The sequence below is a fragment of the Paenibacillus hebaui genome, from assembly GCF_051934385.1.
In the GTDB taxonomy this organism is placed as follows: domain Bacteria; phylum Bacillota; class Bacilli; order Paenibacillales; family Paenibacillaceae; genus Paenibacillus.
Genome location: NZ_CP196836.1, coordinates 2,834,138 through 2,859,426, shown reverse-complemented (window position 1 = coordinate 2,859,426; position 25,289 = coordinate 2,834,138). Strand labels below are relative to the sequence as shown.

Genomic DNA, 25,289 nt, shown 5'->3' with positions numbered 1-25,289 from the left:
ATGCATAGTAAAGCTAGGTATAATATTACCTGATCCTTCCTTTTCTGTCTAGCTATCAATTGAAGACGTTTGTGATAAAATAAACAAGTCATTCCACATCTGACAGTGTCATCATGAATCTCTCTATCCTTACTCTCATCTTACATATTCATCTATTAATTATGAGGAGGTAATTCATCCATGAGTAAACTCATTTTCTTTCTCGGCGGGGCAGGAAGTGGCAAAACAACGCTTGCCAAAGCCCTTTCTCGTAAACATAAAGCGGCTTTCTTCGATATGGATATCCTGCTGCGTCCAGCTGCCGAAGCAATAATGACCCTACAGGGACTTGATCCATCCGATCGGGATTCACCGGAATATAAACGCCTGTGCCGTGATCTGGGATACCGTATTACCATGGATGCGGCTCTGGATAACGTACAATTGGGTATCGACACTGTTGTTGTAGGCCCATTTACCAAAGAAACCGGAACACCCGATTGGATTGAGCAAGAGCTTGCACGAATCGGCCGATCCTTGCAGGACACAGATGTTCGTGTGGCCTATATTTATTTAGAAAATGAAGCCTTATACCGCGAACGGATCATGGCGAGACAATCTCCACTGGATGAATGGAAATTCGCGAACTGGGAGGCTTTCACTGCTTCACTTTCCCGAAAACAAGTCGCTTGGCCGCTGCCCCCCTCATCCGTAGCTTATATCGATAATTCAAAAGAAGATTACCATATTGCGCTGACTGAGGTGGAACAACGTATGTATGAATAACATGTAGAATCAACCAATCAAATCCATTTGTTTAATTTCTACACATCAAAGAAATATAAAGACACAGCAAAAAGAGGTATTTGCCAAGAAGACCTTAATGGGTCCATCATGACACATACCTCTTACTATTTATGTAAAACAAAACCAGACTTCCCACGCTTCATTCTCAAAGAAAATGCTCCAAAATACGTTCCTGCGCCAATGGTGTAATCACAGTTCGATCCACAGCAGGTCCTTCGGTGAGATATTCTGCTACTTCAGCCACACGATTGGACTCCAGTTCCGCCGTAAACACAAAATTTGCTGCACCCAGCGTCTCCACCAATCTTCCGCGTGCGCTGGCATGTAGCATGAATAACGTGTACAGATCAGGCCGTCGCAGCTCAGTCATGGCTCTTCCGATTGATGCTACACCTGGTTTGCTGCTGTCTACATCATTGTGTATACCAAAGGACTGTTTCAGTCCAAGATCACACCAGCACATACGACGCTCCTGCAAATCTATGATAGCTGGCATACCTAGGTGTGCATCCGCCGCCAGATCAATCCGTTCCTGTACAGTATATACTTCAAAAATATCACCCGATTGCGGCACCTTCCGCATCATCCATCCGGCATAACACTCCGGCAAATCACTGAATGGATGTCTCGCAAACAGGTTAACCATCATTGCGATATAACGCGCTCCATATGTCCTCGCAGAAAGCAAGTGTATATCGATATACTCTGCCGCTCCATCCGGTACGGCCACAATATCACCACTATGCACAGCCTGAACGTTATCCGATTTCGGATGGGTAAAAGAAACCTGATCCAGATAGCGCCAATCTGAATTGTATAACACACCGGACAGATCAATATTGATACGCTCGGTAGGTACGTCGCCAACCACGCCCTCTGTCCACCTAATAAAAAAACGAACTGTATCACCGGCTGGTAAGGGGACCCATGATCCACGGGATAGGGATCTATGGGATTTACTAGCTGAGCGAATCTTCTGTGGTATCGTATAATCTTGCAGTCTTTCGTCAATGTAAACATTGCCGAGTGAGGGCAACTTCGCAAAACGTTTTAGCAAAATATCCTCCACTGCCGAGATCATTACATGTACATCCTGAGCATCCATGGGTGGCAACGTCTGTGCAGATACATACAGCTTCGTTATATTGCCTTTCGGAAAAAAGCACCTCCGAACCTGATTATCCACTCTTGTCCGAAAATGAGTAAGTACATGGAGCAACACAGACGTAGAAAGCTTGTCTGCCACAGCTTCCAGTTTGCTCGCCACATCCTGGACGGCAATCCCCGAACGAATCATTCGATCCAATTGCCGCACCATCTCATCAGGCCGTTCAGCCAGTGTATTCAATATAAGTGAACTATCCATTTGTTTAAAAGCATGCTCCACCCTGCCGGAAAAAGTAAGCGGACATTCTCCTGAGCGTAACTGTTCAATAGCCTTCAACGCTCTTGGATAACGTTGCCGATACTCACCCGGATGCAGTCGTTCAGCTAATCTTAGCCAACGTCCTTTGTAACGAAACAGCTCTTCCAATGGTTCAGGAACAGCCTCTAGCAAAGCTAGTAACAAACGACGCTCAGATCGGTTGAATGAACGAAAGCGCGTGTTCTGCTTCAGACTGACATCACCATCGGAACAAGCTACCACCAGCCGCAGTATATCTGTTGCTGTCCGCAAATACCGCTGGAAATGCTCCAGTGAAGCACTTCCTGTTCTTAACCATGCAGCACAATAGACTGCCGCATTCTCTTTCACAAGGATTTGATCCAACTCGAACATATCCCATCCATCATACTCCGTCGCGAACCAAATGAACTGCTCTCGTGCAGCGGGTGACCGTGGCGCTTTGGCTGTGAGCAAGTTCAGTCCGATTCGATGAAATTCAGATTTTTGACCGAGGTCGATCACACGAAGTCTGGTCTGACCAAGCCATAATATTCGTTCATCCGTTTTGCTCTCCTGCAACTGAAGTGTCCAATAATGCATCAAAGCGTTCAAGTAAAGCTCGCTCTCATGAATATTCATCAGCTGATCAGGATACATTGGAACGATAAAGTTCCCCATAAGATTCGCACCCGTCATATGACGGAGTTCCTCCATTACCCGCTCAAACCAGAGCACAAATGACTCTTGTTCCCACGTACTCAGAATATCGATCAATCTGGTCGAAAATGTATACCCCTGTAACTCCAGATTTTTCAGTGCTGTCGCCAGAACACACTCTGGCAAAATGCCATCGCTCTCTGTAATGATTACCTTAAGTTCCCTGTTCAGATAGATTGAAAATAAGTCCATCGCTTGTAATCTCCCTGAAGATCATATATGTCTACTTTCTTTTCCATCCTTCTTCTAACTCGTGCATATCTAACTATCCCGTCAATCATTATGTATAAAAAACAAAAAATCAGGAGAGCGGCACCCCTAATACTGAAGTAAATGTTTAGAAGGAAGGGATGCCATAGCCTGATTATTCCATATTATAGCCCAGAATTTTCGATATTGGCAAATGAACAAATTGGCACAATGCCACAACAACAGAGCCACAAGTGGAGACGGAATCGTTCATCGATGGTTTCTTTGCCCAGCCTGAAATAAAGTCTGCTCTGAAAGGTGCAGCTTATTGAGCTGTCTGTGTCAGTCTCGACCTGATTGCAGCCAATGCCCCGATTGCTCCTGCTCTATTCCCGAGTTCAGCTACAGCTAAACGCGTAGGCAGAACGGTATAACGTTTGAGGCTTGTACGTACTTCATTTAGATAATAGGATGGGTTGGATGCAGCTACGCCACCACCGATAACAATAATAGAAGGATTAAGTAAAGCCGTGATATTCGCCAGACCTCTCGCCATATATCGCATAGGCAGTTCCAGGATCTCCAGTGCAGCAAGATCACCCGATTCGGCTGCTTTGAATACATGCCTGGCTTCGATCTGATCCGCTTTCCCTCCTGCCAGACTCAGAATCAGGGATAAGGAGCTTCCCTTTCCATCGGCAAAATAACGCCTCGCCTGTTCAGTGATCCCGGTACCTGAAGTCGCTTGCTCAAACACACCAAATGAATCAGCATCCGCAACGTAACCTGGTTGAAGCCCTTCATCTCCTGCAATGAAATGCCCAATCTCGCCTGCAGCTCCATTTTGACCGCTGTACAGCTGTCCATTCAGGACAAGAGCAGCTCCAATCCCTGTTCCAACCGTGACCATTACGCAATGGTGGTGGCCCTGCGCTGCACCTTGGTCATATTCTCCCATCGCGGCAAGATTCACATCGTTATCCAAAATGATGCTTCCGCTGTAGTACTTCGCAATAATGGGGCGAATATCTTGCTCAGGCCACTGAAATGCCGGAGCACTTCGCAGCATTCCTTCCTCTTGCAGAATCACACCTGGGAATCCCAGTCCTGCACCGGAGAGTTGATCCAGACTACACCCCACCTCATGGCAGAACGTTTCCACTTCAGCGAATAACCATCCAAAAAACTCATCCGGCTGCTCGCTGGCAAAGGTAGGCAATTGGCGTTCATAGACTTCACTTCCAGCCCGCTGTGATGACAACAGGATTAATGTTTTGGTACCTCCAATATCCACACCTGCGATCCAGCTGGATGAATCACCGCTACCAATCTGATTCCAATCCTTTTCCAACGCTGTTTCCTTTTTCATGGTTACCGTCGCTTTCTTTACGATTTTCTTCATACCTGTTCCTCCCCACTCCCGGAAATGAAATCCGGATTCTTATTCTGATACATCCTGCTGAAGATTCAGCATCGTTTGTTGCAATGCCACATGTATCGCTCCTCTAACTACGGCCTGCTCACCCAACTCAGAACAGATCAGTCTTGGCTGCACGGGAAATTGTTCAGATACGATCTGTCTGAGAAATGGCAACAGCACATCCCCGTTTCCCCCTATACCTCCGCCGAGTACAATAAGTTTAGGAGCAAGGACTACACATATATGACGCAGAGCCGAGGCGATCATCAGGCTATACTTTTTCAAAATCTCTAACGCATCTGCTTCTCCACTGTTAGCAGATGCAAATAACTTCTCTGGAGTCAGGTGTCTGCGAAGATTATCTGAATCCGAATCAACACCCTCCAATAGCACATCATGCTGATAAACATGGCTTTGGGCTAGTTGCATCAGACCTTCACAAGACAGCACATCCTCCAGCCGACGATCATCTTCCAGCAGCATCTCTGCCACCTCTCCGGTTAGCCCGCTCAACCCTCTAAGTAATTGACCATGCACCATGATGCCAGCCCCTGTTCCTGTCCCGATGGAGAAAAAAACGAACAGATTGGACTCCGCGGCTGCCCCGCTTCTGTATTCACCCAATGCGGCCATATTCACATCATTCTCCAGGATCACCTCACAGGGAAATACTCCAGACAATGATTCCAGCGAGAAAGCTTGCTCTAAACCTACTAACGGATCAACAATTCGACGAATCTCCCCCGATTCGGGCAGTACAACGCCTGGAATGCCAAAACCAATACATTGAACTTGATCCCACTTCAGATGATTCCCGTCAAGCAGTTCATCCATATAGCTTTTAATTACAACAAGGATTGTTGCTCTTGCTTGGTCATCAGTGTGGTCGACTAACGTCGGATAAGTTCTGTAGTCGATGATCTCTCCATTCAGATCGGATAAGGCGATACGAATACGTGTTGCCCCGATGTCTATGCCACAGACATAATAAGCCGTTTCATTGAAACGGATGAGGGTTGCCTTGCGACCTTGGGCATTGTTGGCTCTACCCGTTTCCAGAACCAGCTTTCGTTCAATTAAATGTTCGACCGCCGACGACACCGTGGGTTTACTTAGCCCGGTCTGACGGCTAATATCCGCTCTGGACATTGTTCCCTGAGCAATCAAAGCATCCATAATCAGATTTTGATTCAAAGTGCGCATAAACTGAGGTGTGCCAGCCATCTTCTCGTCTCCTTTCATAGTTAGTTAAGTTTATTAACCAATTAAATTCAATATATCATCGCGCTTGGTATGTGTACAGCTTTTTGTCTTTGGTCTCCTCCGTAATGGAAGAACGACATATACTTAGAGTATAAAAGCCTAATAAAGGAATTATTATACAATAATAGACGTTTATATGTTTCCGAAACATTGACCTGTTCATACAATACCTTATCACAATTAGGGAGGGTTCAATATGTATAGAAAGCATAAATGTTATGATCCAAGAACAAAGTGTTTTTACAAGAAAATCACGAAAACTTGTGTTACCAAAATTAAATATGTTCCTACAAAGTGCAAGAAACACTGTCATGTAACGGTTGAATATTGTAGAATCAAAAAAAGAAAGCACTATTAATATTCTTTAGTATCCTTCTGCCCTTCTCTAATGAGGAGGGTTTCTTTTTGAACTAGTTTAATACCGGATAAGATTAACCCATCAAAAAAAGCTGCGGTGAAATGTCACCGCAACTTCCTTCTTCCTTATATACATATTCATTACGATTTGGACAATTCAATGAATCCTTCTCCAAATACATCGCGCACATCATGTATGGTTATGAAAGCAATCTCATCCTCTGCTCGGACAATCTTCTTTAGCATCGGAACCTCTTGCTTGCTAATGACGATGTACAAAATTTCTTTTGGTGTCTTTGTATAGTATCCATGCCCTGATAGGACAGTGACCCCACGATCCATTTTCTCAATCACCTGTTTAGCAATTTCATCCTGCTTCGACGAAATGATCGTAACTGCTTTTTTGGGATTGAGCCCTTCAATAATGAACTCCATCGTTTTGGTACCGACGAACAGCATAACAATTGTACACATCAAACCTTGTGGTCCTATAATGAAGAACGATGAGAACGCCACGATCAGATCGAAGAATAATAATCCATAACTGATGTTCCAATCCAAATATTTGTTGGCAAGCCGTGCCAGAATAACTGTTCCAGCTGTCGTTCCCCCCACTCTAACAATCAAGCCGATGCCAAGACCGGCAAACAATCCGCCAAATATCGTATTAATCCACAGCTCATGTGAATCAATGGTCCAACTCTCGGTAAGGTGCAGGAACAGCGAGTTGAAAACTACCGCGATAATCGTATATACCGTAGTTGTTCTATCCAGAAATCTGTATCCTGCAATTAACAAAATACCGTTCAGTAGCAAGTTCATCAGTCCAGGGGACCATTCAAACAGGTAATACAAAATAATCGTGATTCCTGTAACGCCGCCTTCAGCCAGATCATTCGGGATGACAAACAAGTTCACTGCCAGCGCAAATAGAAATGCACCCGCCATAATAAATAGAATATCCGTTATTCGTTTCTTCATCATGTATTCCATCCAATCCATCAGAAATCAACCTATCGACCAATATTATAAGTTGTCATAACCGCTCAAAGATAGATTCTACCACGCTCACGGCAAAATTTGTATACAAAATACAAATTGTTGCGCAAATTATACAAAGGAATTTAAAATTTCCGCTTTCTACGGCTTTCTAAAAGGGAATTTCTTCCTCCACCCATGACAAATGTCATGCGTAAACATTGATAATTATCATTACAGGGTACTGACGTTTATGACTTACTGTGCTATACGAATTGTTTTACAATAATAAAAACGCATCCCCCATGAAAAGATATACTGAGGAAACGTTGAGTTATCTGATTACAGGTATAACGATTGAAGGAGGAACACATATCAATGAACAGAAATAAAGAAATGGCGCTTAAAAAAGAAGTCACCCCTTACGAGAAAAATAATCTTCGTCTAAGTATCAGACAATTATTGAATACCATAATTCCACTCTTGTTACTATGGGCCGCAGCCTACTACAGCCTGTCCGTTTCCTATTGGCTGACCTTCCCGATTGCCTTGGTGGCATCCGGATTTGTACTACGGACCTTTATCATTTTCCATGACTGCTGTCATGGTTCATTCTTCAAGAGCAAACGCGCCAATGATATTCTTGGCACCATTACTGGTGTATTAACAGTGACACCCTATCAGCAGTGGAAAAACGAGCATTCCATCCATCACGCCACCAGCAGTAATCTCGACAAACGTGGTGTAGGTGATATCTGGGTCATGACGGTTGACGAATACAAAGAAGCCTCTACTTGGGGACGCCTCTTCTACCGGATTTATCGTAACCCGTTTGTGTTGTTTTGTATCGGACCCATTTACGTGTTTCTGTTGGCCTACCGTTTTAACCGCAAAGGTGCAAGACGTAAAGAACGCATCAATACTCACCTGACTACAGTATTGATCGTTGCGCTCTATGCATTCATGTGCTGGCTAGTCGGATGGCAGGCTTTTGTAATGGTGCAGGCACCTATCTTCTTCTTCTCCGGTTTCTTTGGTATCTGGCTGTTCTACGTTCAGCATCAGTTCGAAGAGACGTATTTTGAACATGAAGACGAATGGAGTTATGTGAAGGCTGCTGTAGAAGGCAGTTCTTATTACAAATTGCCAAAACTGTTGCAGTGGATCAGCGGTAATATCGGATTCCACCATGTGCATCACTTGAGCCCACGTGTACCTAACTATTATCTGGAAGAAGCACATAACGCAACACCGCCTTTGCAGAAAGCTACAACCATCACACTACGTTCCAGTCTGGTTGCCCTGCGCTTCCGCTTATGGGACGAAGAATCAAAACAATTTATTAGCTTCAAACAGCTCAAAAGCTTATCCCGCAAGCGTTATGTTCAATCCCAATCCGTGTAACCAATCAAGCGGGTCTGACAGAGAAGCATTAACTCTGTCGGATTCGTTTTCTTGTATTCAAACTACAGTCATGCTACAGTCAGGCTAAGTTTGAGTACATTGCAAGTTTGAGGAGGAGAATTCCATTCAAAAGTGGATGCAAAATTTTTATAAAAAGACAGGGTTGAATCTTTATGTATGGCTCGCCTTTTTCATCCTGCCCTTCTATTTCATTTCACAATATTCCAAATTGTGGACGATGGTAACCGGCATCATCATCATCCTTGTCTTCTTCGTCTGTTATCTGCTCGCCTTCATCACCAAGGGCTGGCAGGTGTACATGTGGATTGGACTGCTTATTGCTATATCCATTACGATGACTATCGCCTATGATTATGCGTATTTCTCATTGTTTCTTGCTTTCTTTATTGGGAATATTAAAAATAAAGCTGGTTTCTTCACTCTCTATTCGGTAAATCTGGGAGCCAGTTTCGTAACCATTAATTATGGTTTCATTAATCAGAGTTCTCTGTTGGTGAGCCAACTCCCGTTTGTATTCATCAGCTTGATGGCCTCCATTCTGCTTCCCATCAGTACATATAACAAAAACAAGACTGAACAATTGGAAGGTCAACTTGAGAATGCCAACAAACGACTGGATGATCTCGTGAAAATGGAAGAACGTCAGCGCATCGCACGTGATCTGCACGATACACTTGGACAGAAGCTCTCTTTGATCGGTCTGAAAACCGATCTGGCGAAGCGTCTGCTCCGCAACAACCCCGATCAGGCCGAGATCGAATTGAACGACCTAAGACAAACGGCAAGTACAGCTCTGAAGGAAGTCCGGGAAATGGTAACCACCATGCGTGGCACACAATTAGTCGATGAAATGTTCCGCGCGGAACAGATCCTGAAAGCTGCTTCGATTGAATTTGTACTGGAAGGCAATCCGAAGTTGCAGGACACGTCGCAGCTCAATGAGAATGTTCTCGGCATGTGTCTGAAGGAAGCCGTGACCAATATCGTCAAGCACAGTCAAGCCACGGTATGCACCATCACCATTAAAGAGACAGAGTCTGATAACGTTTTAACGGTTCAGGATAACGGTGTAGGCATAGAACGCACGCGCAACAAGGATCGGCGCGGTACCGGCATTTTGGGTATGAAGGAACGACTCGAATTTGTGAACGGTTGTCTGGATCTTCGCTCCGGAGCAGACAAAACAGGTACACAAATCGTCATTCAGGTGCCCAAGCTGACGCGCAAACCAATGAAGGAGGATGCAACATGATCAGCATTGTAATCGCCGAAGACCAACGCATGATGCTGGGCGCCCTGTCTTCCTTGCTCAATCTGGAAGAAGACATGCAGGTGGTAGGGCAGGCAAGCAATGGAGAGGAAGCTCTGGCACTTGTCAGAGAACTGACCCCGGATATCTGTCTGATGGATATCGAAATGCCTGTCAAAAGTGGGCTGGAAGCGGCAGAAGAGATGAAAGGTTTGAACTGTAAAGTCATTATTCTGACCACTTTTGCCCGAACCGGCTATTTCGAACGTGCGCTCAAAGGTGGTGTTCGCGGATACCTGCTTAAGGATAGTCCGATTGAAGAACTGGCTGAAACCATTCGTCAGGTCATGAGCGGAAGACGGATCTTCGCCCCTGATCTAGTGGACGAGGCTTATGTAGAGGAGAATCCGCTCACTGAACGTGAGCATGCTGTATTAGGACTCATGGCAGACGGCAAAAACACGAAGGAAATTGCAGGACATCTATTTATTACAACGGGCACGGTACGGAATTATATTTCCATTATTCTCAACAAGTTAAATGCGAGTAACCGCATTGAAGCCATCACCCGTTCGAAGGAAAAAGGGTGGTTTAAATGAAAGTACCGCTTTAACCCACTGAAACATAAATAACCGTTCCGCAGCTAGGATTGGTGCAATATGCTCAAAAGAAAAAGCTTAGCCTGGAGTCATGCTCCATGCCAAGCCTTTTTATTTGTTGTTATTTCACAGAAACAACCATGCCCAAAGCTTCGAGTGCCACCTGCTTGGTCAGAAGCTGATGAATTTGTTTCCCATCTTGCCAGGAAATCGTGACATTAACGGATTGGCCACCGCTTGGGTACTCCACATTTACAAAGCCTTTGTCCTTCGGTGCAGGAAGTGTATGTGATTCCAGATAATCCACGATCTTCTTCGCAATACCAGGGTTATTCATCTGATCTTCGGATAAGGAGCGAATCTGCATCGTCCATCTGCCTTCCATCCAAGTCAGGTATTGGCTGCCTGCTGCCCCTTCCATCATGCCCTTGATACCATGACCCAGATCCACAGTCATATCCTTCGGAATATTCTTCAGGTCGGTCTCTGGAAAAATCCCTGTACTATCCGGGTCTTTATACGTCTTCACTTCATAGGAAGCGAGAACAGGTATCTTACTGCCAGCAGCAGTCAAAGAGGCATCATTAATGGCAACTGGCTGATCAGTGGAATAGAAGTTGACATGGAACGCATCTGTGCTATTCGATGTGATCGATGCAGTCAGATGTTTACCTTGATCCAAGGTAAACGAAGTAGGTAATGAAGCGTTTTTCATGGTTAGCTGACTGCGAACTGCCTGAATGACCTCATTCACAGGTTGCCCCGCTTTGTCCTTACCGCCACTTTCCCCTGAGCCTGATGTGTTGGCTGTGCTATCTCCTCCACTTTGGGAACCTGCTACTGCGTCACTGTGCTCTTCCGTTCCGTTAGAGACATTGGCGCCCCCACTTCCCGACTGTTCCTGTTCACTCACCGCGGAGGATGTGTTATCTGTTGACGATGGGTTTGTACCCTGACCACCACATCCCGCTAGAGTGAGCAACACTGCCGTTGTCACAGGAATGGTCATCCATAATTTAGTTTTACTCATGTTGTTGTCCTCCTTGATGCAATGATTGGGACTCGCTTATCTAGTCCCAATCCCATTGGTTTTAACGTTTGTCATTCCAGAAATTGACTGGCTGCAATTTTTTGTCCAATACTTCAAACTGATACCCTTCGGCCTTCAGTGTTTTCAAGACTTGTGGAAGTACTTTTAATGTTGCTTCCTGGTCATGCATAAGTACAACTGGAGTTATTCCATTCTTTTGCACATTGTGGATCTGTTTCATCACACTGTTGTAGACCTTTTGGTGATCCTTTTTGTATTTCCAATCTTCTGAATCCACATTCCAATCCCACAAGTGGAATCCACCCTGACCCAACAGGACATTGCGGAATGATGACTTGAGATACGGCTTGCTGCCGTACGGGGTACGAACGAGACTCGTTTTAACCCCCGCTGCCTTATTCAAACTTTCATTCGCCTGCTGCATTTCTTGCAGACCACTGTATGCGGATTTATAAAATTTGCCTGGAACATGAGTTACACCGTGCAAGCCCAGTCCATGTCCGTCTGCCACAATACGTTTGGTGGCCTTCTGAAACCGTTCCATTTGTGGACCGAGCATGAAGAATGTAGCTTTGGCATGGTACTGATCGAGTATGTCGAGCAATTGTCCCGTATGAGCAGTCGGGCCGTCATCGAAGGTTAGATATATGATCTTGGATTTTGCTTTATTTCCGGCATTCTGGGATACGGACGATTTGGCTGAAGCCGACTGCGGCAACAGCAATGGGATAATCAATAAAATAGCAAGTGCGATGATAAACGATTTACGAATATGTAGCATAAATATAAGTCTCCCTTATGTCTTGTATTTCCCCGGGTGTCTATGAATCTGTTATTGCATCCCTTGGCGATTAATCCTAATACTATCAAAAAGGGTGCATCCCATTCTCGCTTCAAATACTACGTTCGAGTTACACTTTTGTCAGATTAACCAAAAAAGTAATACGAATTTGATAGATTTGATCGAAAAAAACATCCGTTGGGATAGATTAATGTTGACATATAGCCTATTAACCTGATTTGTAACCTTTGATAGATTTACTTGGAATTAAATAATGAACACGAGAGATTCAGATATATTCACACAGCAAAGAAGCCTGCTCTTCAGCAGGCTCCTCCTATGTAGATCTATTTCGTTGTACTGCGAGTAATCCGGTTATCCAATTATATGGATGAATGGTTACTCCGCAGGAGCGGTGAACGAACGTTTGCCAAACTCGGCGTCCAACATGTAGAAGGCATTGCTGTCTTTTTCGATGCGGCGCAGCTTCTGAATGATATTGTCAAACAGAGCTTCCTCTTCGACTTGCTCATCGATGAACCATTTCAGGAAATACATCGTAGCATGTTCACGCTCATTCAGGGCGAGGTCAGCCAAATTGTAGAATTTCTTCGTATTTTGCTGCTCATGTGCGTATCCGTGCTCAAACACATCCAGCATCGAAGCATATTCATTCTTCGGCTCTGGCAATGCTGCAAGTGTTGCGCGTTCCCCGCGGTCATTCAGGAATTTGTATATTTTCATCGCATGAAAACGTTCCTCTTCTGCCTGCACGATGAAGAAGTTCGCAAATCCGTCCAGGCTTTTACTGGAACAATATGCGGCCATTGCCTGATATACATGAGCTGAATAAAACTCGAAGTTCATCTGTTCATTTAAAGATTGTGTCAACTCTTGACTCATTAGGAATACACCTCATTCTTTCTCTAGGGATGGTTTTATTCTATCATAACGCCCGCAAGACTTACATCGGTTTTTCTACAAAATTCGCCAATGACTGAATGGATCTCTTCCTAATATAATTGCATAGGCATTATTCTGAGTTATTCCAATCTGAAAGGTAGGCCAGCATACGACATGAGTACATCTTCGCAGCTCAAAAAAACAATAGGCATGCCACAAGCCGTTGCATTATATATTAGTGCAGTTCTCGGTTCAGGTGTCCTGATGTTCCGGGACTTGCTGCCGTGCTGGCAGGCCCGGCTTCCCTGCTCGCCTGGAGTGGCATGGTGCTGCTGATTCTTCTACTTGCCCTATCCATGGGCTTACTCTCCGCCCGTTACCCTGATGCAGGGGTGTATCACACTTCGTAACCCTCGCCTTCGGACAGCGAGCCGGAACAATGGTCGGCTGGTACTTTCTGATGTCCGTTCCCATCGGGGCACCGGTAGCTGCCCTTACAGGTGCAGGCTATATGACGGCTGCGCTGGGATTGGTGGAAGGATACAGGACGGCTATCGCGGCTCTCATGCTGGCTGCTGGACTGATCATTAATATCGTTGGTATGTAAGTCGCCGGCAAGGTGCAGATTGGCGTTGTTCTGGCGATTGTTGTTGTGCTTGTTATGACATTTGTGACCCTGCCGTTATCGTCATTCTCTTCGGAATATTCAGCCGCGCACGTCAAGCCGGAATCTGCACAAAAAAAGCTCTGCCAAGATGGCAGAGCTTCCTTTATTCATCTGGAGTAGATAATTATACCAAGAATGCTTTGGAGATGATAACCAACAGGATGAACAGAACCAGAATGGCACCTACAGAAGTGAAACCTCCGTATCCGTAGCCTCTTCCTTCTCCACTTAATACTTCGCTCATTGACCGTACCTCCTCTGCAACAGGTATGGGTTATCTTATGCAGGGGGTAGGGATTTGACAGGGCGGATACCCGGATTGCTCAAATCTGTTTCTAAATCTCCATTCAGTACCGGGGGGAATCAATACGCATAATATCCAGGAAAGGCACTTTGGCCGTCAATTCCTCTTCAACGTACTCCACATGCACAAGCCGGGTACGTGAATCAAGCTTAACGATGACTCCATGAACCTGGTCTGCCTTGCCCCATACCGTCAGCAATACTTCCGAACGTTCACGATATGCTTCGACCAGCTGGTTTCCGAGCTCTTCCAGCTCAAATTCATCCCGCGTAGGTCTTTTTGCCACTTTTGCTTTTGCCAATTTGGCGGCCTCCTCTATAGCTAATCAGGCGACCCTATTCCAAAGGGTGTTGCCGAAGTCAGATATCTTAAGTATACCATTCATTCACGTTTGTGTAATGTCATGACAACAATATGGAGCAAATTTTCCAATTCGTTATCGTAAACCGCAGTTCCCTATTCGTCACCATCCTCTATGAGAATCGTGTACTCATTCGATATTGATTCCCCTGTCCTTTTCTATCCGTTCCATTCATAAGTATACATCGCGATCAGGGAGCCTTTCAGCGTACCCTCAGTTGTGAAGATAGCTACGCAACATAGGATATGTTTCTCTCTGAACCGGGCTCAAGTTCCCCCACATGAAGATACCTTGGCGATGAGTATTCTGGAATACTCCATTGGAACTGTTCTACTGCTTGCCCACGCCATTTCGCTCCCGCAGGGAGAACGTCCGGCAATCGAAACGTATACAGTAGACGTGCCTGGTTAACAAGCTCAAAATGATCGGTTCCCGTATTCTCTGGATGCGTGAGCTTTGCCTCAAAGTGAATATTGATCACAGACCGTGCAGTCAATGTCCCCAGATTAAAACCTTGAACCAGATTAGTACCCGGTCGTTTAACACCATTCCAGCCAAGACTGCCGTCCACAAATTCCATTCCTGCTGGCAGCGAATCGGATACCTTGGCATCCACCGCGTTGTTCACCTGGAGCGTATACGTTACCTGGTCACCCACCGTAGCGTTGGTTGTACTCTCAGACTTCACAATGGACAGGTTTGGTGAATAAACAAGGAGTACAGAGTTATTGGACGGAATAACTCCCGTAATGACTAGCCCTCCTGCCACACTTTGAAATGTAAAAGCTGCATTTGCCGAATTTACCAGCTGCAGAATGTTTGCATCCGAGCCAATGAGTGCACGATAGGTTACAACGGCCCGTAGCATTAACGGTTGAACGAACGACAAGAGGAATGAAGCTCACCTCTCCTTCATCAATGATTTCCTGCATATGGAACGGAGCCAGTTATATAGTCTATGAGGGAATCATTGAATTTTGTTTGTCCTCCATAAAATGTTGTGACCACTTGAAACTTCTGTGAGTTTTGTTTTCATATAACAATTAAATAATTTGCGTTTCGCCTAATGTGCCTTATAATCAGAGTATACGAGAGCGAAGTCTGTCGTATCATTATGATGCAGTCAGCGGTGATATATGAAGAGTTCCAATACACATAGCAGTCATATCCCAACAGAATACGAATTTAAGCACTCCAAATGGATCAAAAAAATGCTTCGGGCTTACTGGATCGTCGTAACAGTCCACTTTCTCATTCAAGTGGGCTGTTATCTCTTTCTGGATTATGATCGCACTCCTGTAGATTTCATGATCCATGTTTTATTTTGGCCTACAGCTGTTAGCAGTGCAGCGATACTGTTTGCCACCTGGGTAAATCGGCGCTTCAGTTCCTATTCATTCTATGCCATGTCTATTGCCAGCACAGTTGTTGCATGGATGATCATTCGTGTCAATTATGATATTCGGATTATACTGGCCATCTGCCTGTTACCAATCTTCGCTTCGGTTCTATTTTTCAATAAAAAGAGGGTCTGGACTGTATTCCTGATGCAGATGGCGGGTTATATGATTGTCCTGTTCGATCCTACCTACCGACTATACTTATCTTCGTTCGATATGGTTTCCATTCCGGCTTTTCTGATCATAGGTACGTTCGTAGCACAGGTGATTGTTACCAGCGGAGTTGAGGTGCTGGACGATCTACAGGCAAGCATGCTTGCCAAGCAGGACCTCATTGTGCGAAACGCAATTATGACCAAGCAATCCAAAACGGATGGCTTGACCAACCTCTATAATCAAAGCTCATTCAAGGATTATTATGAAAAAGCATTTGAATATGCCAACAGTGGTATGAGTCTTCATCTGGCGTTAATTGATATTGATGATTTCAAATGCGTTAATGATACCTATGGCCATCGGGTTGGGGACGTTATTCTGGAAAAAGTCTCCCTGGTCATTCAGGAGAACATCACATCAAGTGATATTGCAGCACGTTATGGGGGCGAAGAATTCGCGTTGCTGATGTTTGAGCAGCCTTTCGAACAAGCCTATGCTCTCGTGGAGCAGATCCGTCAGAAAATAGCTTTGATGGGCCATCTGGAGCTTGAAGGAGCTTCTATTACCGTAAGTATCGGACTCAAGAGCTACAGTTCCAGTCTGACCAAGGACAAATTGTTTGAGGAAGTGGATGCATGCCTGTACGCTGCCAAGCGGACGGGTAAAAATAAAACGGTAACCTCCCTTGACTTGGATTAGGCGGTATCGGGAAAAGATGCCAAAAAAGTTGTGCCGTACTACCGGAATCCCGGTTGGTACGGCACAACTTTTTTATTTGAACCTGGAACGACCATTTCATTCATTCGTTGTCTTCACTCTACCCATTCCCAGCGATGTTCACTCTGCTCCAGCTTTGGGTGAAGATTTGCGGTCGGACCATCAATAATCAGACGCACTTTTGTGATCCACTCCTTAAAGGAATCGAACGAAGCGAACATATTCGCCATCTCTGTTGTTAGATACAGAAAATGAGGAGCCGGATATTCCGCAGTCATATGACGCAGAGCTGCATCCATCGGCGTATATTTCTTTCGCTTGCCCTCCCAGCCTTCCACACGTATGCGAGAAGAAGAGGCTCCATGCTCCCGTTTCCAATTATGAAGACGGTCTTCCCTTTTGAAATACGGCTGCACCCCGTCCCGGCTCATTCTCTTCACGGTGCTCTCATGCAAGGGATAAAGTACAAGCTGCATGAACGAGCGATGTTCTGCCGTTATAGCGGCCCGTTCGAGCTGTTCGTCGGTGACTTGTTCGAATGAATCATAAAAAATGAGCGTGCCTTTCCGGCTGGCCTTAGGCGGCTCGTAACCGTAAGGTACGGTTGTGTATTTTCCAGACATCTCATCTCTCCTTGTCCAAATCTGATCCAATATTCACAATGCGTTTATAGCTAAATCTATGTCCTTTAACTCGGTAAAGAATGTCATTCTATTTTTGCCCGCTCGTTTCGATTCATACAGAGCCTCATCTGCCATGCGGATAATCTCGCTCGGATTACCACTGTTTGTCGGGTATTCGGCACCGCCAATGCTGCAACCAATCTGAATCCGCTCATATTCAATAATAAATGGTTTGTTCAAGCTCTGTATGATATCTTCTGCATAAGTCCAGGCTTCTTCTCTTGGGTTCAGCCCTACAGAGCGGAGTACAATCAGGAACTCATCTCCTCCCAGCCTTGCCGTGATCCCCTTATCCTGACCAAGACTCGTCAAACGCTGAGCGACTTTTTGCAGAAGAACGTCCCCGGTCTGATGTCCAAGCGTATCATTCACACTTTTGAAACCGTCCAAATCAAGATACAGGAACGTTAACGTGTGCTCTGCACTATCCGTCTCCAGTGATTCTTCGAGATATAATTCAAGTGCTGTACGGTTCGGCAGTCCGGTTAACTGATCATAGTGTGCCAGATTCTGCATGACAACCAGTTCCGTATCTTTATTCGTCAAAGAAGTTAGCATGTCCCCAAGCGAACGCGACAACTCCTCAATTTCCTTAAAACCTCGATTCTCGGGAATCTTCACCTGTTCTCCAGCACCAAGTCGATTCGCTACTTGAGTCAGCCGGGCAATTGGAGCAGAGATCTGGCGGGACATCAACCAGCCAATTCCCGCAAATAGTACCGTAACCGCCAATCCTGCCCACACATTAAACCATAACATGTCTGACACAGAGGCAAATGCCGTTGACTTGAGCTGACGAATAACTATCGTCCATCCAAGACCCGGATAATCCAGATGGCCCTGGCTGTAAGCAAATCCGGTGACGTAGTCTCGTCCATCCGGCCACTGATCTATGGACCAGCTGCTCTTGTCCAGTTGCGCTGTATGAATTCCCGACAATTGCAGCGGACGGCCAATCCATTCTTTTGGACCAAGCAATACCGTATTCTCTTTTTTGCTTACAATAAACATTTCGATATCTTTTTCCTTATGTTTAAGTGGCTCCAAGACACTTTCTTCCATTTCTTTCGCCCAGGCCCAACTTAAATGTGCAGCAAGCACTCCCGCAACCTCGCCGTTCTTGTACTTCACCGGAAAACTGATATCGACAAATTGCAGCGGTTCACCCGTTGGATTGGGAAGCAACTTCGCGAGGAGGACCGCTTGATGTACATCTCCAACAAATTTACCCTTAATGCCCTCCTGATACACAGGCCTCTCTGATAAATTTTCACCAAGGAGTATACCTTCCGTTGCAGCCAGCACTTTTCCTTTCGAATCCATGTATCCTACCCAGGAGAATGAGGGAAAGCTATCTTGAAGCTGATCCAGCAGCATTTGAATTTCTGCAGGCTGGAATTCATCTTCCAGCGCAGCCATTCGGCCCAACAGGTCCAGCTCTCCTGAACGCGACCACATGTAGCGGTCCAGCTTGTCTGAAGTCTGAGATGCCGTGCTGGTGAGTGAGTGACCAATCTCTGTCTCAACAGCGACGGATGATTTCTGACTGAGAATATAACCAATCGTTAGTGTAACCAGCAGGGATAACACAGCGAAGGTCATCGTTAGTACGGTTTTAAGCTTAAATGACATAATTAATAATTTCCTCCAATAAACGGTGAATACGCCTTGGTTCTCGCTTAATGTTGTTGCCATAAAAGGCACACGGGATGTCACCTAATCGTTTTCATCTTTATCGGAATTAATGTCTTTTTATATTATATATATTCATACAATATGGCTACAGAAATTGTAACGTGTTTCTTCCATTCAAAGAATAGACACGATTCTGTATATACATACTTGGTTATGAATATAGAGAGCAAGCATGTCCTGAGATCCATATGGACCTGTTTGTCACAACAGAGAGCATCAGAAATTCAAACATTGGGGGTGTAATGTTGAGCCTGCTTCATGTTGCTGTTATCCTGCCTTTTGTGGCAGGCATTGTTCTTGCCATGCTGCACCGATTCTTCCATAAAATACATATGGGATGGCTGGTTTTACTTGTCCCAGTCCTATTATTTGGTTATTTTGCGAGCCTCATACCGGCCGTGTCCCAGCGGATCATGGTGTCGGGGTATATCCCCTGGATTCCGTCACTAGACATTGGATTTAATCTATATTTGGATGGTCTCAGTCTGCTGCTGACACTGCTAATCACCGGAATTGGCATTCTGGTTGTCCTCTATTCTATCTTTTACATGGATACTAAGGAGGCCTTGAACCGCTTCTATTTGTATCTGTTGATGTTTATGGGCGCCATGCTTGGTGTAGTATTGTCTGACAACATGATTGTATTGTACGGATTCTGGGAGTTGACCAGTATTACGTCATTTCTCCTGATCGCTTTTCACTACAAACGTAAAGCGTCCACTTCAGGCGCACAGAAATCATTCCTGATTACTGTATTTGGCGGTTTCGCCATGCTCGCCGGATTCATGTTGATGTATCTCATTACCGGAACGTTCAGCATCCGCGCAACAATTACGACATTGGGACAGATTCAGAATAATGCACTATTTTTACCTGCCCTTGTGCTGATTCTGATCGGTGCTTTTACCAAATCGGCGCAGTTCCCGTTCCATATCTGGCTGCCTGATGCGATGGAAGCTCCAACACCCGTTAGTGCTTATCTGCATTCCGCTACCATGGTCAAGGCTGGCCTGTATGTCGTAGCCCGGTTTACACCGATCTTCGGCGGACAGGGACTATGGTTCTGGCTCGTCACCGGGGTCGGACTTCTGACCTTATGTTATGGCTCTTTCCTTGCCGTGAAAAAAAATGATCTGAAAGCAATCCTTGCCTATTCCACGATCTCACAGCTCGGACTGATTATGTCCCTGCTCGGTGTTGGCTCCGCCGCCCTCTACCTCGGGTATGGAGAGTCATCTGCAATGTACACTGTCGCCATCACGGCAGCGCTGCTTCATCTGTTCAATCATGCAACCTTCAAGGCTGCTTTATTTATGGTCGTGGGGATTGTGGATCATGAAACAGGCACCCGGGATATAAGGAGGCTTGGCGGACTAGCTGCATTTATGCCCGTGACTTTTACCGTAGCGCTCGTCGGTGCACTCGCCATGGCTGGCATTCCGCCATTCAACGGATTCCTGAGCAAAGAGCTGTTCTTCCAAGCCATGGTGGAAGTGACACATCTGCGCATCTTCGGACTGGGTTCATGGAGTGTACTATTACCCGTAGTCGCCTGGCTTGCCAGTGTATTTACCTTGATTTATGCGCTTATTATTGTGTTCAAAACGTTTCTTGGCCGTACCCGCAGCGAGATTCCTGCTGAGAAGCTGCATGAAGCTCCTGTGGGTATGTTGATCCCTCCGGTCATTCTCGGTGTACTCGTTATCCTATTCGGTCTATTTCCGAATCTGCTGGCTGGATCATTGATTGAACCCGCGATGGCTGCGGTGCTTCCTTCCCTTTTGAACGGAAATGAGCATTTTGATGTTCATTTCTCCCTATGGCATGGCATAACACCAGAACTGATTATGACCATCGGTGTTATCGCTCTCGGTATTACGCTGTACAAATTGTTGCCACGGTGGAGAACGATTTACGAGCATTATCCGCAAGGATTAACGATTAACAATATGTACCATGTCGTACTGGATAATCTGCAGCATTATGCACGTAAGTGGACAGAAGCCTACATGAATGGCTCGGTTCGTAGTTATCTGGTGTACATTTTCTCGTTTACCGTTGCATTGCTCGTATATGCTTTTTTTCGTTCAGGAGAGAATATTACTTGGAATTTCAAAGGGAATGCTCCCTTCTCTTTCTATGAAGCTGTGCTGCTGGTCGCTCTGATTGCTGCTGCGGTTTCGATTCCTTTTGCCAAGAACAGACTATCCGCGGTCATTATGACGGGAGCGGTTGGTTACCTGGTAACCCTGTTATTCGTTCTATTCCGGGCGCCAGATCTGGCATTAACTCAGATGATTGTTGAGACGGTCTCGGTTGCATTGTTCCTGCTCTGCTTCTACCATCTGCCTGAACTTCAGCGGGGTAGGTCAAGCCGCAGCTATCTCAGTGTGAATATGATTGTTGCTATTGCAGTAGGTGTCGTGATGACTTTTGTTGCACTCGCCGCGAGTGGAACAGCATCGCTGGATAGTATTTCAGAATTTTTCATTCAGGAAAGCTACCATCTGGCTGGCGGCAAAAATGTCGTTAATGTACTGCTGGTGGACTTCCGCGGATTCGATACTTTACTGGAGATTATGGTACTCGGGGTAGCTTCATTATCCATCTACTCCATGATTAATCTGAACCTAGAGGCGAAAGATCTTGGTGCAAGATTGAAATTCCGCAAGAAAGAACAGACTGAAGAAACCGATAAGGAGATGGATGACGAGGCGGACAATACCAAAAAGTATGGTAACCGTGAAGGCAGCTCATCCTCATGGGATACCGTTCCATTGCAGAGCAACGATGTATTGCTGCAAACGACGACCAAAGTTGTCGTCTTTATCATCCTGACCTTTGCGCTGCATCTGTTCTTCGCAGGACACCATAATCCGGGTGGAGGATTCATTGGCGGCTTGGTAACCGCTGCTGGACTCGTATTGATTGCCCTGGCGTTCAGTACAGATACGGTACGCAAAGCATTACCTATCGATTATCGCACCCTCACAGCTATCGGGCTTGGCATTGCGTTGATAACAGGAGCGGGGTCCTTTTTGTTCGGCGTCCCTTTCCTCAGTCAGACCTTCGGTTATTTCGAGCTTCCTATACTGGGTGAAACGGAACTGGCTACCGCGATGCTGTTTGACCTCGGCGTGTATCTCGCTGTCCTGGGTGTCACCATGACCATCATTCTACAGATCGGGGAGGATCGTTGATATGGAAATATTGATGTGTGTGGCCGTTGGCATTTTGTTTGCGGTCGCCGTCTTTTTAATCTTATCGCGGAGCCTGCTCCGGATTGTGCTCGGCATGTCCATACTCACCCACGGGGTGCATCTGCTGCTGATCACGATGTCACGTCTCAAAACAGGAGCACCACCGCTGCTCGGGGAGCAGGCTGAACAATATGTCGATCCACTCCCCCAAGCTCTGATATTAACGTCAATCGTCATTAATTTCGGGCTGACCGCCTTCTTTTTTGTTCTCTCCTATCGATCCTACCTGAAGCTGAGAACAGACGATATGGAAGAAGTAAGGGGGCGTCCATATGAATAATTTGGTCGTTCTGCCCATTCTGCTACCATTGATTACTGGCGTCATTGCCCTTCTGTTCTTTCGACGGACGGACATCCAACGGGTTGTAAGTGTGATTGGACTTTTGTTGACGGCAGCCGCCTCAACCGTGCTCATTACTCAGGTCACTCAATCTGGGATCCAGACACTTAATGTGGGAGGCTGGGCACCACCCTATGGGATTGTGCTTGTTGCCGATATGGTCTCGACCCTTCTCGTTGTTGCGGCATCCATCATTGCCCTGGCGTGTCTGCTCTATGCCTTCCGCAGTATAAACAAGGAGCGGGAAGAACATCATTTTTACCCGTTCTTTCACTTCCTGATTGCCGGCGTAAACGGGTCGTTCCTTACCGGAGACCTGTTTAATCTATTTGTTTGTTTTGAACTAATGCTCATCTCTTCGTACGCATTAATTGTACTCGGAGGCACGGAAAGACAACTGCGGGAAACGATCAAGTATGTCCTGATTAACATCGTTTCTTCAGCACTATTCGTGGCTTCCATCGGCTTCCTCTACTCTGTCACTGGCACACTGAACATGGCTGACTTGTCCAACCGAATTGCCGAAGTGGGACAGAGCGGAGTCATCACCCTGATTGCTGTCCTCTTCCTGATCGTATTCAGCATCAAAGCCGGACTCTTCCTGTTCTTCTGGTTATCGGGATCTTATGCGGCACCTCCGGCAGTCGTTACGGCGCTCTTCGCCGGATTACTTACCAAAGTGGGCTTGTACGCCATTGTGCGAACATTCACACTGATTTTCTATCATGATCCAGATTTCTTCCATGCACTCATCGGTTGGATGGCTGGGGCAACCATGGTACTCGGGGTGATCGGGGCGATCTCTTATCGTGATGTCAATAAAATTCTCATCTACAACGTTATCGCGGGTGTGGGATTTGTCGCCTTTGGTATGGCATCAGCCAGTCGTCCAGCCCTGGAAGGTCTGCTCTTCTACATGCTGCATGATATGCTGATCAAAACCTTGCTCTTCCTGCTCGGGGGCGCCCTGATCGCAGTTGCGGGAACCTCCAAGCTCGACAATATGGGCGGCCTGATCCGTCGATACCCGCTGCTGGGCTGGATGTTCTTCATCAGTGCGCTGGCTCTGGCTGGCATTCCGCCGTTCAGTGGATTCCCGGGTAAATTACTGTTGTTCGAAGGTGGCTTACAGGCTGGCTTGTACGGTCTGACAGGAATTGCTGTGCTTTCCAGCCTGCTCATGCTCTACTCGGTGCTACGTATCTTCATTCAAGCGTTCTGGGGTGAACCACCTGCTGGCACAGTGAGAAGACCCTATGCCGTGAACGGTCTGCTCATTCCTGCCGGAATTCTGTTTGTGTTCATCATTGTAATGGGTGTGGGCGCTGAGGGGATGTTCCAGCTGACCTCCCGCGCAGGCGACATTCTACTGCATCCTAATGTTTATATTGATGCTGTATTGAAGGAGTAGATGTGTATGGCCTTTCAAATTGTACTGAATCTTATTATAGCTTTTGTGTGGATGTTTCTGAATAATGCGTGGAATGGTGCAGGCTTTCTCATTGGTTATCTGCTGGGCCTGCTGCTGATCGGCGGATTGCGCCGGTTCTTCCCACAACGCTTCTACATCGTGCGTGTCTGGGCGATCATTAAGCTGATTGCTCTACTGTTCAAAGAACTTGTACGTGCAAGTATCGAGGTCATTCGCCAGATTATGAAGCCGAAGCTCGATATACGGCCCGGTATATTCACTTATCAGACAAAGCTGTCCTCGGATTGGGAAGTTACACTCCTGTGTCTGCTCATCTCACTAACGCCGGGTTCCTTGCCACTTGAGATTTCGGGGAATCAACGTAAATTGTATATCCATGCGATCGATATTAAAGACAAACAGAAAATGAGTGATGATATCAAAAACACGTTCGAAAAAGCCATTATGGAGGTGACACGTTAATGTTATCCTCTCTACTATTTATTTCCTTGCTTATTCTATCCTTGGCTATTCTGGGTTGCTTGTACAGGGTGCTAAGGGGTCCATCCATGGCTGACCGGATTACTGCGCTTGATACTATCGGCATTAATGTCATTGCCATTATCGCAGTACTATCCATGATGCTCCAAACCCAAGCCTATCTGGATATCATATTGCTGATTGGCATTCTGGCTTTTCTAAGTACGGTGGCATTTGCACGCTATATTGAACGGGGGGCGGTATTCAAAAATGAAGGAGATCGTTAATGTAACCGCCGAAACGGCTATAGGTTTAATCGTTTTGCTTGGTGCATTGCTGAGTGCATTTAGCGCTTTTGGACTCATTCGTCTGCCTGATGTGTATTTACGCGCTCATGCTGCTACCAAAAGTATGACACTCGGCGTACTGTGTGTACTAAGCGGGACATTTTTCTTCTTCTGGTACTTCGACAACTATATTAGTGCTCGTCTACTGCTTGGTATTCTGTTCGTATTCATTACAGCACCGGTTGCCGGACATCTGAACGGACGGGCTGCCTATCGCACAGACGTACCCTTGTGGGAACAGAGTGTTCAGGATGAACTTGAACCGTTGCTAAAAGGGAAAAAGGTCAACCATGAAGCCAAGGATTTAATGGAATAGGTATTTGCACCAAAATCGAATTCCCCCAAGACAAGCCGCACCTTAAG

General features: G+C 45.9%; 23 protein-coding genes and 1 pseudogene. 12 read left to right on the top strand and 12 right to left on the bottom strand.

From position 1 onward, the window contains the following. Window positions 1-180: 180 nt before the first annotated feature. Window positions 181-765, top strand: coding sequence for an AAA family ATPase (locus tag ACR32F_RS13225; RefSeq protein WP_440119126.1), 585 nt, complete (start codon window positions 181-183; stop codon window positions 763-765). Between the two features lie 166 nt (window positions 766-931). Here the strand turns inward: ACR32F_RS13225 and ACR32F_RS13220 are convergent, their stop codons facing one another. The 4 genes from ACR32F_RS13220 to ACR32F_RS13205 form a co-directional block, all read right to left on the bottom strand. Beyond that, the gene (locus ACR32F_RS13220) at window positions 932-3,082 is read right to left on the bottom strand and encodes a cytoplasmic protein (RefSeq protein WP_440119125.1); all 2,151 of its coding nucleotides are present in this window, start codon (window positions 3,080-3,082) and stop codon (window positions 932-934) included. A gap of 322 nt (window positions 3,083-3,404) precedes the next feature. Then, on the bottom strand, window positions 3,405-4,481 hold the full coding sequence (locus tag ACR32F_RS13215) for an ROK family protein (RefSeq protein ID WP_440119124.1): 1,077 nt from the start codon (window positions 4,479-4,481) through the stop codon (window positions 3,405-3,407). Window positions 4,482-4,520: 39 nt separating this feature from the next. Continuing rightward, window positions 4,521-5,723 (bottom strand): ROK family transcriptional regulator, encoded by a 1,203-nt coding sequence (locus ACR32F_RS13210; RefSeq protein WP_440119123.1) that lies wholly within the window; start codon window positions 5,721-5,723, stop codon window positions 4,521-4,523. Between the two features lie 537 nt (window positions 5,724-6,260). Beyond that, a complete protein-coding gene (locus tag ACR32F_RS13205) occupies window positions 6,261-7,100 on the bottom strand; it encodes a YitT family protein (protein ID WP_440119827.1) in 840 nt (279 codons plus the stop codon). Window positions 7,101-7,475: 375 nt separating this feature from the next. Between ACR32F_RS13205 and ACR32F_RS13200 the strand changes: the two genes are divergently transcribed. From ACR32F_RS13200 to ACR32F_RS13190, 3 genes are all read left to right on the top strand, one after another. Next, window positions 7,476-8,501, top strand: coding sequence for a fatty acid desaturase (locus ACR32F_RS13200; protein ID WP_440119122.1), 1,026 nt, complete (start codon window positions 7,476-7,478; stop codon window positions 8,499-8,501). A gap of 136 nt (window positions 8,502-8,637) precedes the next feature. After that, window positions 8,638-9,774, top strand: coding sequence for a histidine kinase (locus tag ACR32F_RS13195; RefSeq protein WP_440119121.1), 1,137 nt, complete (start codon window positions 8,638-8,640; stop codon window positions 9,772-9,774). Next, window positions 9,771-10,370 carry a response regulator gene (locus ACR32F_RS13190; protein ID WP_440119120.1) on the top strand — a complete coding sequence of 200 codons (600 nt, stop codon included), beginning with the start codon at window positions 9,771-9,773 and terminating at the stop codon, window positions 10,368-10,370. Before ACR32F_RS13195 ends, ACR32F_RS13190 begins: the two co-directional genes overlap by 4 nt. Before the next feature lie 121 nt (window positions 10,371-10,491). Here ACR32F_RS13190 and ACR32F_RS13185 read toward each other — a convergent pair whose 3' ends face one another. The 3 genes from ACR32F_RS13185 to ACR32F_RS13175 all read right to left on the bottom strand — a co-directional run bounded on the left by ACR32F_RS13185 (window position 10,492) and on the right by ACR32F_RS13175 (window position 13,105). Further along, window positions 10,492-11,400 carry a hypothetical protein gene (locus tag ACR32F_RS13185; RefSeq protein ID WP_440119119.1) on the bottom strand — a complete coding sequence of 303 codons (909 nt, stop codon included), beginning with the start codon at window positions 11,398-11,400 and terminating at the stop codon, window positions 10,492-10,494. A 61-nt stretch (window positions 11,401-11,461) separates the two neighbouring features. After that, window positions 11,462-12,202 (bottom strand): polysaccharide deacetylase family protein, encoded by a 741-nt coding sequence (locus ACR32F_RS13180; RefSeq protein WP_440119118.1) that lies wholly within the window; start codon window positions 12,200-12,202, stop codon window positions 11,462-11,464. 399 nt (window positions 12,203-12,601) lie between these two features. Next, entirely contained in the window at window positions 12,602-13,105 is a 504-nt protein-coding gene (locus tag ACR32F_RS13175) for a ferritin (protein ID WP_440119116.1), read from the bottom strand. 174 nt (window positions 13,106-13,279) lie between these two features. On the opposite strand from ACR32F_RS13175, the pseudogene ACR32F_RS13170 reads away from it, so the two are divergent. Beyond that, window positions 13,280-13,709, top strand: a pseudogene (locus ACR32F_RS13170) (amino acid permease); the annotation flags it as partial. Between the two features lie 187 nt (window positions 13,710-13,896). On the opposite strand, the gene ACR32F_RS13165 reads toward ACR32F_RS13170, so the two are convergent. From ACR32F_RS13165 to ACR32F_RS13155, 3 genes are all read right to left on the bottom strand, one after another. Beyond that, window positions 13,897-14,016 carry a YjcZ family sporulation protein gene (locus ACR32F_RS13165; protein WP_440119115.1) on the bottom strand — a complete coding sequence of 40 codons (120 nt, stop codon included), beginning with the start codon at window positions 14,014-14,016 and terminating at the stop codon, window positions 13,897-13,899. A 103-nt stretch (window positions 14,017-14,119) separates the two neighbouring features. Then, window positions 14,120-14,377 (bottom strand): YolD-like family protein, encoded by a 258-nt coding sequence (locus ACR32F_RS13160; protein WP_440119114.1) that lies wholly within the window; start codon window positions 14,375-14,377, stop codon window positions 14,120-14,122. Between the two features lie 289 nt (window positions 14,378-14,666). Continuing rightward, window positions 14,667-15,326 carry a hypothetical protein gene (locus tag ACR32F_RS13155; protein WP_440119113.1) on the bottom strand — a complete coding sequence of 220 codons (660 nt, stop codon included), beginning with the start codon at window positions 15,324-15,326 and terminating at the stop codon, window positions 14,667-14,669. A gap of 247 nt (window positions 15,327-15,573) precedes the next feature. Between ACR32F_RS13155 and ACR32F_RS13150 the strand changes: the two genes are divergently transcribed. Beyond that, complete coding sequence (locus tag ACR32F_RS13150) at window positions 15,574-16,692, top strand: GGDEF domain-containing protein (RefSeq protein WP_440119112.1); 1,119 nt, start codon at window positions 15,574-15,576, stop codon at window positions 16,690-16,692. Between the two features lie 113 nt (window positions 16,693-16,805). Here the strand turns inward: ACR32F_RS13150 and ACR32F_RS13145 are convergent, their stop codons facing one another. Both ACR32F_RS13145 and ACR32F_RS13140 read right to left on the bottom strand, forming a co-directional pair. After that, the gene (locus tag ACR32F_RS13145) at window positions 16,806-17,333 is read right to left on the bottom strand and encodes a hypothetical protein (RefSeq protein ID WP_440119111.1); all 528 of its coding nucleotides are present in this window, start codon (window positions 17,331-17,333) and stop codon (window positions 16,806-16,808) included. Window positions 17,334-17,366: 33 nt separating this feature from the next. After that, window positions 17,367-19,025, bottom strand: a complete 1,659-nt coding sequence (locus ACR32F_RS13140; RefSeq protein ID WP_440119109.1) for a diguanylate cyclase domain-containing protein — start codon at window positions 19,023-19,025, stop codon at window positions 17,367-17,369. A 308-nt stretch (window positions 19,026-19,333) separates the two neighbouring features. Here ACR32F_RS13140 and ACR32F_RS13135 point away from each other — a divergent pair, with 308 nt between their 5' ends. From ACR32F_RS13135 to mnhG, 6 genes are read left to right on the top strand one after another with little or no spacing between them, the layout of a single operon-like run. Continuing rightward, window positions 19,334-22,288 (top strand): Na+/H+ antiporter subunit A, encoded by a 2,955-nt coding sequence (locus ACR32F_RS13135; RefSeq protein WP_440119826.1) that lies wholly within the window; start codon window positions 19,334-19,336, stop codon window positions 22,286-22,288. A gap of 1 nt (window position 22,289) precedes the next feature. Next, a complete protein-coding gene (locus ACR32F_RS13130) occupies window positions 22,290-22,628 on the top strand; it encodes a Na(+)/H(+) antiporter subunit C (protein ID WP_440119107.1) in 339 nt (112 codons plus the stop codon). Continuing rightward, the gene (locus ACR32F_RS13125) at window positions 22,621-24,099 is read left to right on the top strand and encodes a Na+/H+ antiporter subunit D (RefSeq protein WP_440119106.1); all 1,479 of its coding nucleotides are present in this window, start codon (window positions 22,621-22,623) and stop codon (window positions 24,097-24,099) included. Before ACR32F_RS13130 ends, ACR32F_RS13125 begins: the two co-directional genes overlap by 8 nt. A gap of 6 nt (window positions 24,100-24,105) precedes the next feature. Then, on the top strand, window positions 24,106-24,582 hold the full coding sequence (locus tag ACR32F_RS13120) for a Na+/H+ antiporter subunit E (RefSeq protein ID WP_440119105.1): 477 nt from the start codon (window positions 24,106-24,108) through the stop codon (window positions 24,580-24,582). Next, on the top strand, window positions 24,582-24,866 hold the full coding sequence (locus ACR32F_RS13115) for a Na(+)/H(+) antiporter subunit F1 (RefSeq protein WP_440119104.1): 285 nt from the start codon (window positions 24,582-24,584) through the stop codon (window positions 24,864-24,866). Before ACR32F_RS13120 ends, ACR32F_RS13115 begins: the two co-directional genes overlap by 1 nt. Then, on the top strand, window positions 24,850-25,242 hold the full coding sequence (mnhG, locus tag ACR32F_RS13110) for a monovalent cation/H(+) antiporter subunit G (RefSeq protein ID WP_440119103.1): 393 nt from the start codon (window positions 24,850-24,852) through the stop codon (window positions 25,240-25,242). The genes ACR32F_RS13115 and mnhG overlap by 17 nt, the downstream gene beginning before the upstream one ends. Window positions 25,243-25,289 lie beyond the last annotated feature (47 nt).